The sequence below is a fragment of the Bacillus sp. MUM 116 genome, from assembly GCF_001866655.1.
Classification (GTDB): Bacteria; Bacillota; Bacilli; order Bacillales; family Cytobacillaceae; genus Neobacillus.
Window position 1 is genome coordinate 1 of the sequence record NZ_MLYR01000176.1, and the last position, 9424, is coordinate 9424.

11 protein-coding genes are annotated in these 9424 nt (G+C 35.8%); 9 read left to right on the forward strand and 2 right to left on the reverse strand.

The annotated features are described in order from the left end of the window. Positions 1 to 94 (forward strand): IS3 family transposase (locus tag BIV60_RS28955; RefSeq protein ID WP_141770580.1); only part of this gene is annotated, 94 nt, incomplete at its 5' end. Between the two features lie 46 nt (positions 95 to 140). On the opposite strand, the gene spoVM is transcribed toward BIV60_RS28955, so the two are convergent. Further along, a complete protein-coding gene (gene spoVM / locus BIV60_RS27460) occupies positions 141 to 221 on the reverse strand; it encodes a stage V sporulation protein SpoVM (protein ID WP_071358837.1) in 81 nt (26 codons plus the stop codon). A 527-nt stretch (positions 222 to 748) separates the two neighbouring features. On the opposite strand from spoVM, the gene BIV60_RS27465 reads away from it, so the two are divergent. Together BIV60_RS27465 and BIV60_RS29990 are read left to right on the forward strand one after the other, a co-directional pair. Further along, a complete protein-coding gene (locus BIV60_RS27465) occupies positions 749 to 1054 on the forward strand; it encodes a DUF4870 domain-containing protein (protein ID WP_071358838.1) in 306 nt (101 codons plus the stop codon). 590 nt (positions 1055 to 1644) lie between these two features. Beyond that, the gene (locus BIV60_RS29990; RefSeq protein WP_177177418.1) at positions 1645 to 1815 is read left to right on the forward strand and encodes a hypothetical protein; all 171 of its coding nucleotides are present in this window, start codon (positions 1645 to 1647) and stop codon (positions 1813 to 1815) included. Positions 1816 to 2148: 333 nt separating this feature from the next. Here the strand turns inward: BIV60_RS29990 and BIV60_RS27470 are convergent, their stop codons facing one another. After that, positions 2149 to 2709: a DUF420 domain-containing protein gene (locus BIV60_RS27470; protein ID WP_071358839.1), complete on the reverse strand. Its 561-nt coding sequence runs from the start codon at positions 2707 to 2709 to the stop codon at positions 2149 to 2151. Positions 2710 to 3352: 643 nt separating this feature from the next. On the opposite strand from BIV60_RS27470, the gene BIV60_RS27480 reads away from it, so the two are divergent. The 6 genes from BIV60_RS27480 to BIV60_RS27505 all read left to right on the forward strand — a co-directional run bounded on the left by BIV60_RS27480 (position 3353) and on the right by BIV60_RS27505 (position 9258). Then, the gene (locus tag BIV60_RS27480) at positions 3353 to 3652 is read left to right on the forward strand and encodes a PepSY domain-containing protein (RefSeq protein WP_071358841.1); all 300 of its coding nucleotides are present in this window, start codon (positions 3353 to 3355) and stop codon (positions 3650 to 3652) included. Beyond that, positions 3645 to 4097 carry a hypothetical protein gene (locus BIV60_RS27485; protein WP_071358842.1) on the forward strand — a complete coding sequence of 151 codons (453 nt, stop codon included), beginning with the start codon at positions 3645 to 3647 and terminating at the stop codon, positions 4095 to 4097. The genes BIV60_RS27480 and BIV60_RS27485 overlap by 8 nt, the downstream gene beginning before the upstream one ends. Before the next feature lie 289 nt (positions 4098 to 4386). Further along, positions 4387 to 4953 (forward strand): MOSC domain-containing protein, encoded by a 567-nt coding sequence (locus BIV60_RS27490; RefSeq protein ID WP_071358843.1) that lies wholly within the window; start codon positions 4387 to 4389, stop codon positions 4951 to 4953. 257 nt (positions 4954 to 5210) lie between these two features. Then, positions 5211 to 7826 carry a phosphoenolpyruvate synthase gene (gene ppsA / locus BIV60_RS27495; RefSeq protein ID WP_071358844.1) on the forward strand — a complete coding sequence of 872 codons (2616 nt, stop codon included), beginning with the start codon at positions 5211 to 5213 and terminating at the stop codon, positions 7824 to 7826. A gap of 320 nt (positions 7827 to 8146) precedes the next feature. Further along, the gene (locus BIV60_RS27500; RefSeq protein ID WP_071358845.1) at positions 8147 to 8683 is read left to right on the forward strand and encodes a DUF1572 domain-containing protein; all 537 of its coding nucleotides are present in this window, start codon (positions 8147 to 8149) and stop codon (positions 8681 to 8683) included. 134 nt (positions 8684 to 8817) lie between these two features. Beyond that, positions 8818 to 9258 carry a cell wall hydrolase gene (locus tag BIV60_RS27505; RefSeq protein WP_071358846.1) on the forward strand — a complete coding sequence of 147 codons (441 nt, stop codon included), beginning with the start codon at positions 8818 to 8820 and terminating at the stop codon, positions 9256 to 9258. Positions 9259 to 9424 lie beyond the last annotated feature (166 nt).

The window sequence follows — 9424 nt, forward strand, 5'->3', positions numbered from 1 at the left end:
CTATATTTACTATTACAATCACAAACGGATGAAGGAAAAATTAAAAGACCTGAGTCCGGTGGAGTACCGAACTCAAGTCTTAAAAGTTGCATAAAAATATTTGTCTAACTTTATTGGGTCAGATCAAAATGGTGCTTTTTTCAATCCTTTTTAAATGTATTAAGTATTACGAGTACAAGTCCTCCAAGAAACTTAGGTAATTTAATTGTATAAAAGCTCATAGTTTCTCTCCTACTTCCCATTGCTCCTATAATGTATTCAAACAAAAGAAATGTGCCTTTAGATAATATCTTTTACTTACCAAAAAAACGGGCGAGAAAGCCTTTTTTCTTGTTCACCACTCTTCTCCATTACTTACTGCTACTTCTTTTATCATCTGCTGAACTTATCCAAATTGGTTTGATCACAGAGTTACTGCTCTAATCCGTCACATAAGTCTTAACACTGATGAAATGGCTGTTTTCCTGTTACCAAATAGGTTAGTTGTCCCATAAACGACGAGTTTTGTAACAAATAATAAATGTGTACATTTTAAACTTTGTTCAGCAATCGGGCCATATAGTGGAGTAATCTCAGTAGCTGGAAAATGTAAAAGAATAGTTCGCATACAGGAATTTGAGTTGGACTACGACCACAGTCGTATAACGATTTAGTTCATAGCCTGATGTAATATTCTAACCAAAACTTTATAATGATTAACGAATAAAGGTTTGTTAAATATTACGATACAAAGAGGAGTAAATTTTAAATGGAAAATAAGGGATTCAAAATATTGATTCATGCTAGTACTTGGTTTGCACCTATACTAGTTCCCATTATCACATATTTTATTATTTCAGATCGAGAAATTAAAAGCTTATCCTTACAGGCTTTGGTATTTCATATTGTGATCGGTATTTTAATCTTAGTGTCTGCTTTTTTTTCTTGGATATTAATCGGGATTCCATTCCTCATTATTTTTGGACTCATTGCTATAATAGCTCCGATTGTTGGAATTGTTAAAGCAATAAATGGGCGTCCTTTTCGATATCCTATTATTGGAACATGGTTTTGATTAAATCTAAACGAATCTAATCGTTTTAATGATGATGAATAGTGGTATTTAAATCACATAATCTTCATAAACTCCATGTCACGGTAGTTCATGCGAATGTTAGCTCTGCACGGATACTTGAAAAGAATAGATATGACATGGAAACTTAGCATTCTTATGCAGATAAAATGAAGATCTTTGTTGACCATGATTTCAATAAAATATAGTCCGTTCTTATTCAATTAAAGGGCGTAATCGAAGTGGGATTTTGAACAATATAAGGTCAAAAGAATGCAATTAAATAAAAGTACCCGATAGTTGAAGATTAAATTCATAATTCACCATAAAAAATTTTTAATTTCAACCAAGTTTCATCCAAAAAATGTTTTAGAGTTAACTGGTTTTCCTAATTCAATGACCTTCTCAGATTTCAATGAACAAGAAAAAGAGCAGCAGCAACGACCCTTTGTTAAGCTCAAGCACCCGTTACTTTAAGTGTAATGTTTCACAACTTTTGAGTGAGCTGCAAGGCATAAATGTAACAAAACATTCACAAGGAGTATTCATAAAAATGCAGAAATACTCTGTATTTTCGGAAAGGTTGTGAATGTATGAAAAGTCCAATGGCAGCTATAATTGCATATGAAGAGGATGGAATTTATTTTAGGGTTTATAATGTGAGACACAGAGCTAAGGTTTATGCTCGAATGGGTAAAAAAACCGTTATCGAAAACATGGCGGTACACCATATGAAGCTGCTGAGGAAGCAAAGAGAAGATTAATGACAAAGCAAGTATAGACCCTCCATTCGGGATGGTTGTTTATAAATTAACTTGGATTCATTTACCCAGGTTTATAAATTAGAGATTACTGGCTGCAAGCTTCTCTATATACTTGCGGCTTTTTCTTATTGCACTACCGGGGCAGTTTAGTGGAATAAGGACAATATAGATTTAGAACAGATATTTTCTTAGATGAAATTGATAGCATTTAATATATTTGTGTAGAAAATTAAAGGCAAAAAGCTTGGGGAGTTTCCCAAGCTTTTTGTGCGGAGATTTCTCCTTATTCCAACTATGTTCATGACCAACATGAAACATATTAGAGAGTTCCTCTTAATAGTAAGGTGCCATCATTAAGTAAACGATAACACCGGTTATACTTACATACAGCCAGATTGGCATTGCCCACCGGACAATTTTTTTGTGTTTTGTAATTTGCATCGTCCATCCCCATACAAGAGCAAAAAGCGCAATCGGCACGATGATGGCAGCTAAAAAGCTGTGTGTAATGAGAATAATGAAATAAATCGTTCTAATGGCACCATGCCCCCCATATCTTGCTGTTTCAGGAGATATATAATGGAAGGTCAGGTATGAAATTAAAAATAAAAAAGTGGAAGAAAAAGCTGCCAGAATAAAGCCTTTATGCACATTTACATTTTTTTTCATAATTGCAATGAAAGCAGCGACTAAAAAAATGAATGTAAAGCTGTTAAAGATGGCATTCAGCCGGGGTAAAATATTTACATCCCAGGTTACTTTTCCTTTATAACCTATGTTCGTAAAGAACAGCGCCAGAATTATAATATTGGCAATGACGGAAATGGCAATAATTAGCACAGCAAAGTTTTTATTGCTTTTCTGATTGTACTGTTGATTATTCGTTTGTGTCATGGGAATCAATACCTCATTATTTTTTGTATGTAAAAAACCTATATGAATTGCTTCATTCATATGTGCATTATAGTATATAAATAAATCACTGTCATTTCTAAGAGGAAAAAGTCGCTGGATCGGATCTTTAGGCACAACTGCCAAAAATAAATTTGAGAAAAGAGCTTTAGTTACAGGGAACTAGGATGAAAATAAAAAAAGGGACGTGGTTTCGTTTACATCCTCTTTCCTATTTGTCATTTTTGGGGGATTTAAGACATGGTTATCTCGTAAAAAAGAGAGTTCATTATCGGCTCCTCCAAAAGTATCAAGTGGTATTTCGATTAGTTTCATTACCTTCATGGTGATATTAGGGATTATTATGCCACTATTTGGTCTTTCTTTAATTGTTGTAGCAATTATTGACGGCATTATTTATTTCATTAATAAAGGTAATAATGTGAGCATTGCTAAATAGGGATTCAAAACAGAGTATTGTATAAATTGTTGGAGATATTATTATACAATGAGAATTCCCAAAAATCACCAACCGATGTTCTCAAAAATTTCATAAAATGTTCTCCGACTAGCTAAAATTTTGTAATATATTTAGTTGGGTAATATGTGTGAAAATGAGGGGAAAAAATAAACGTGAGTGTTGACCATGTATAAAACGTTAAAAGTAATTCATCATATTGCTGGATTAATTGGTTCTTTATTAGTTTTACTAATGGCCATAACTGGAATTTTGCTAAACCATCGTTCTCTTATCGGGTATTCTTCTAATACTGCATTTGAGTTACAAAAGTTTATTTTTGCATTGCATTCTGGAAGTGTTGGAAACACTTCAATAGTTTGGCTTACTGATATAGGGGCAATTTGCATGATTGTGCTTAGTATATCAGGAGTCTGGATGTGGACAGATCTGATACTAAGAAAAAGAAGGAGAAATAAACATGAATAAAAAAATAATTATAGCCGTAATTGGGACAGCCTTGACACTTAGCCTTGCTGGTTGTGGAACATCACAAAACAATAGTGCTTCAAAATCTCACCAAGACCACTCAATGAAGGACATGAAAGGCATGAAAATGGACAACCAGCCATTAACAAAAGCATTCAAAGATGAGTTAAATGGCTTTACAACGATTGAGCAGGATGTACAAAAAGGGAATTACAAAGATGCCACAACCATTGCAAATAACCTTCATGATGAATTTCACTCTGCAATTTTACCTCCATTGACGGAGAAAAAGGGCAAAACCTATGCTGAAGATATTCATGGAAAATACGATGAACTACAAGATGCAATTACAAGTAAAAATAGAGCTAAAATTGTAGAACTTATCAAAGTGAATCGAGATAATCTAGATACTGTAGCAAAAATTTTGGGTGTTTCATTAAAGTAATAATGATAGAGATTCAAAATCCTGAGAACCGTTTACACAATAAGTGAGCGGTTCTTTTTTTACATAAAACAGAAAGTTGCAAAGCAGAAAATATTTTTTTATATCGGTAAAATTAAGATTGTGAAGAATTGTACTTAAACTATAGGGTGCAAGAGTTGTAGTTCAAGCTGTCTTTTTGGCAGCTTTTTTTATTGCACTAATTGGCAGGTTACTTGAAGAAGGAATAATTAAACCTTTAGTGAATATGAACAAACAGAGAGTTTAAAAAAAGGAAGGTTGTGAGGATTCAATGTTAGATGAAAAAGAAAAGAGTCCAATTTTAGGAACAGTCAAAGCGGTTAGTTTAAGTAAGAAGCATACGTTTAGTAAAGAAAATCAAGAGATTATAAAATTAGTGAAGGGTTTTGGGGTGGAAGGCGATGCACACTTTGGTTCAAAGGTTAAACATCGCTCTAGAGTGGCACAAAATCCAAACCAACCGAACCTAAGACAAGTGCATTTAATTCAAAACGAGTTATTCGAAGAGTTAGCAGACCGTTTTAATATTAAACCTGGACAAATGGGTGAAAATATAACAACGGTCGGTATAAATCTTCTTGAATTACCTCCTGACACTATATTATCTATAGGTGAGTCTGCAATTATTAATGTAACAGGCTTACGCAATCCTTGTGCTCAAATTGATAATTTTAAACAGGGTCTTTTAAAAGCTGTATTGGATAAGGATTCAGATGGGAATCTAAAAAGAAAAGCAGGAATAATGGGGGTTATATTGCAGAGTGGAGAAGTGAAACCAGGTGATACCATCCGTGTTGAATTACCTTCTAGACCATATAAAAAGCTTGAACGTGTTTAACCAGCTGCGGGCGTATTTGTGCCTTAGAGAAAAAAATCTTCTTTGTGAATAAATGTACTTAAAGTAACGGGTCCATTACTGGAACAACGGTAATGCGTTTTCTTATTGAAGTAACGGGGCATCAGCTTACTTTATGGTATTTTTTTGAACTCTTCCTAATTTAATTATAGCATTAAAAAAATGGTTAAAATAGACTTTTTATTCTCATTTACTACTGCTAAAATCAATAGAACATTAATGGTTAGGAGGGATGTAGAATGAGTTCTTTTGCTCTCGGTTTTCAGGAGATAGAAAAAACACAGCTTTTGCTCGTTGGCGGAAAAGGTGTAAATTTAGGGGAATTATCAAAAATTCAAGGAATACAAGTACCAGAAGGCTTTTGTGTTACAACAGTGGGATATCAAAAAGCTATCGAACAAAACGACATGTTTCAAGCATTGTTGGATCAACTCACAATGCTAAAAGTAGAGGATCGGGCTCAAATTGGTGAAATCAGCAGGATGATTCGACAAATCCTTATGGAAGTAGAAATTCCTTCAGAAGTTGTGTGCGCAGTTGCTCACTATCTCGCCCAGTTTGGCGATGAACATGCTTATGCAGTACGTTCTAGTGCGACTGCTGAAGATTTACCACATGCCTCTTTTGCTGGTCAACAAGATACCTATTTAAATATCATCGGAAAAGAAGCAATCTTGCTGCATATCAGCAAATGTTGGGCTTCCCTGTTTACGGATCGCGCTGTGATATATCGAATTCAAAACGGATTTGACCATCGTAAGGTTTGTTTATCCGTTATCGTTCAAAGAATGGTTTTCCCACAGGCTTCAGGGATTTTATTTACCGCTGATCCGATTACTTCTAACCGAAAGCTGCTATCAATCGATGCCAGCTTTGGACTGGGAGAAGCACTGGTCTCTGGCTTAGTATCTCCGGATAGTTATAAAGTCCAGGAAGAGGAAATCGCAGGTAAGATGATAGCAACCAAAAAATTGGCTATCTATGGACGAAAAGAAGGCGGAACAGAGACCGTGCCGATCGATCCTGATCAACAAAAGACTCAAACACTTACTGACCAACAAATTTTACAACTAGCACGGATTGGAAGACAGATCGAAGCATATTTTGATTGCCCGCAAGATATCGAATGGTGTTTGGTTGATGATACATTTTATATTGTCCAGAGTCGGCCAATCACTACTTTATACCCCATCCCTGAAGCGAATGATCAAGAAAATCACGTCTATTTATCTGTTGGTCATCAACAAATGATGACCGACCCCATGAAACCACTGGGATTGTCTTTTTTCCTGTTAACAACAAATGCACCTATGTATAAAGCGGGTGGAAGGTTGTTTGTTGATTGCACACTTCGTCTGGCTTCAGCTGACAGCAGAAAAATGTTATTAGATACCATGGGTCAACACGATCCGCTCATGAAAGACGCACTCATGACCATCATAGAGCGGGGAGATTTTATAAAATCGCTGCCTAATGATAAAAAAGAACTGAGTCCCGGTAAAAGCAATAATGGTGTAAAGTCTGCGGATTCTCAAGCACAAATCGAAAACGACCCGACAATCGTTACTGATTTGATCAATCGCAGTCAAGCATCGATAGAAGAGTTAAAACAAAACATCCAAACGAAATCAGAATCAGATTTATTTGATTTTATTCTAGAAGATATCCAGCAATTAAAGAAGATTTTATTTGACCCACGAAGCTCAGGTGTATTTATGGCTGCTATAAATGCATCAACATGGATCAATGAAAAAATGAATAAGTGGTTAGGTGAAAACAACGCTGCAGACACACTTTCTCAATCTGTACCAAACAATATTACTTCGGAAATGGGTCTGGCGCTATTGGATGTCGCAGATGTAATTCGTCCCTATCCTGAAGTAATTGAGTATTTACAACATGTAAAAGATGATAACTATTTGGATGAGCTGGTTAAGTTTGATGGTGGACAGGAAGCCCAAGACGCTATCTATGCTTATCTCAACAAATATGGAATGCGTTGTGCCGGAGAAATCGATATTACGAAAACCCGTTGGAGCGAAAAACCAACTACACTTATCCCCTTGATTCTCAGTAACATCAAAAACTTTGAGCCGAATGCCGGCAATCAGAAATTTGAGCGAGGGCGACAGGAGGCTTTAAAAAAAGAACAAGAGTTATTAGATCGATTGAAGCAATTACCGGATGGTGAACAAAAGGCCAAAGAGACAAAACAAATGATCGATTTAATCCGGAATTTCATCGGATATCGTGAATATCCAAAATACGGCATGATTAATCGCTACTTCGTTTATAAGCTGGCTTTACTGAAAGAAGCCGAACAACTCGTACAAGCGGGCGTTATTCTTGAAAAAGAAGATATATACTATCTCACTTTTGAAGAACTTCGCGAAGTCGTACGCACAAATAAACTGGATTACCAGATCATTAGCAAACGAAAAGACGAGTACAAATTATGTGAAAAATTAACTCCCCCACGTGTTATCACGTCTGATGGTGAAATCATTGTAGGTGAATACAAACGAGAAAATCTTCCAGCCGAAGCTATTGTAGGGCTACCTGTTTCTTCCGGAGTTATAGAGGGACGCGCTCGTGTCATCTTAAACATGGAAGATGCTGATCTAGAAGATGGAGATATATTAGTCACTTCCTTTACTGACCCTAGCTGGACACCATTGTTTGTATCCATAAAAGGCCTTGTCACCGAAGTTGGTGGACTGATGACCCATGGAGCAGTTATCGCACGTGAATATGGCTTACCAGCAGTTGTTGGAGTGGAAAATGCCACTAAACGGATAAAAGATGGGCAACGAATTCGTGTGCATGGAACAGAAGGGTATATCGAAATATTGTAATGGCTGAATACGTCCGGATTTAATTAGTAGCACCGCTCCAGTGGATACCAGAGTGGTGTCTCACAATCTTTCCATTGGGACAAAAAGCTGAAGCCAACTTTATCGGTAGTGCATACTTAAAAATGATAGTTAGCGATCCAACACCACTCAATACATCAATATGGCCGACTTTCCAAATGTGGAGATCGGCTTTTTTTATATAAATTTGTGAATGCTATCGCTTATAATCATTCCTTATTCCATTAAAGGGCCATATTTTTGAACAAGAAAAAATATAATCGTAATAGGATCGAAGTTATTTACGACGGGGAGGGTTAATAATGAACCTTGGGGATGAGTATTTAAAAGTTGTACAAGAAAGATTTAAAAGTGTCAAAGATCTGGGGGATAAGACAATAGGTCAATTGGCGAACGATGAAATTCACTGGAATTTAAATGAAGCCTCAAATAGTGTTGCTGTTATAGTCAAACATTTAAGTGGAAATATGGTGTCCAGATGGTCTGATTTCTTAACTTCGGATGGAGAAAAGTCTTATAGGAATCGTGACCAAGAATTTGAGGATGATATATCGTCAAAAGGGGAATTAATAACAGTTTGGGAAAAGGGTTGGAATACTCTTTTTGAAACATTAAATGGATTAGGGGATCAGGATTTATTAATAAATGTGTGCATTCGTGGTGAGAGTCATACGGTATTAGAAGCGATTGAAAGACAAATGGCTCACTATGCCTATCATGTAGGGCAAATCGTTTATATTGGTAAGCAAATAAAAGATGAGAATTGGGAAACTCTTAGTATTCCTAAAGGAAAATCAGAAGAATATTTACAACAAATGCTGAAGAGACATCAGTCATAAAGGTGTCATGCCTTGTTCAATTATCGGGCGCTTGAGTTGAACAGCTGCGCAGCTTTAAAGACTAAGCATTCTTATTAAATAAACAATGACATGAATTTAGGTTTTTTTTCATATTATGTTTTGGGGGTGGAAAAATGCCAAGAGTAAATTACCGAAGCTCAGACGTTGACGTAATGGCAAGGATGATGAGAGCAGAAGCCGAAGGTGAAGGAAAACAGGGAATGTTATATGTTGGAAATGTAATTGTGAATCGTCTTGTAGCAAATTGTTTAGATTTTAAAGGTTTAAGAACAGTTCCCCAAGTTGTTTTTCAAGTACAAGGAGGAAATTTTTCCTTTGAAGCCGTTCAAAAGGGGAATGTATTTTATCAAAGATCAAGAACTTCTGAAAGAAGATTAGCAAGACAGAATTTGGATTATTGGAGAGACCACCCAGCGAAATATGCCCTTTGGTATTTTAATCCACATGCTCCATGCCCTCCAACTTGGTACGATCAACCACAATCCGGTCAATTTAAACAACATTGTTTTTATGAACCAAAAGCTGGAACATGTGATACTGTTTATAGCAGTTAAGCTTACTCTTTGAGTAAGCTCTTTACATATTTAGAATATTTACGCAAAAATAAAATAAAACTTTTTAGTAATAGTTTTTATCCAAGAAAGCAAGATTGTGAAATATTGTACTTAAGCTAACGGGTGCTATCATTAAAGAATTAGGGTTCCTTGCAAATAATTTCAA

Excerpts from the sequence above, each read along its gene's own strand:
- spoVM (WP_071358837.1), bottom strand. The coding sequence starts at position 221 with ATGAGCTTTTATACAATTAAATTACCTAAGTTTCTTGGAGGACTTGTA.
- BIV60_RS27465 (WP_071358838.1), top strand. The coding sequence starts at position 749 with ATGGAAAATAAGGGATTCAAAATATTGATTCATGCTAGTACTTGGTTT.
- BIV60_RS29990 (WP_177177418.1), top strand. The coding sequence starts at position 1,645 with ATGAAAAGTCCAATGGCAGCTATAATTGCATATGAAGAGGATGGAATT.
- BIV60_RS27470 (WP_071358839.1), bottom strand. The coding sequence starts at position 2,709 with ATGACACAAACGAATAATCAACAGTACAATCAGAAAAGCAATAAAAAC.
- BIV60_RS27480 (WP_071358841.1), top strand. The coding sequence starts at position 3,353 with ATGTATAAAACGTTAAAAGTAATTCATCATATTGCTGGATTAATTGGT.
- BIV60_RS27485 (WP_071358842.1), top strand. The coding sequence starts at position 3,645 with ATGAATAAAAAAATAATTATAGCCGTAATTGGGACAGCCTTGACACTT.
- BIV60_RS27490 (WP_071358843.1), top strand. The coding sequence starts at position 4,387 with ATGTTAGATGAAAAAGAAAAGAGTCCAATTTTAGGAACAGTCAAAGCG.
- ppsA (WP_071358844.1), top strand. The coding sequence starts at position 5,211 with ATGAGTTCTTTTGCTCTCGGTTTTCAGGAGATAGAAAAAACACAGCTT.
- BIV60_RS27500 (WP_071358845.1), top strand. The coding sequence starts at position 8,147 with ATGAACCTTGGGGATGAGTATTTAAAAGTTGTACAAGAAAGATTTAAA.
- BIV60_RS27505 (WP_071358846.1), top strand. The coding sequence starts at position 8,818 with ATGCCAAGAGTAAATTACCGAAGCTCAGACGTTGACGTAATGGCAAGG.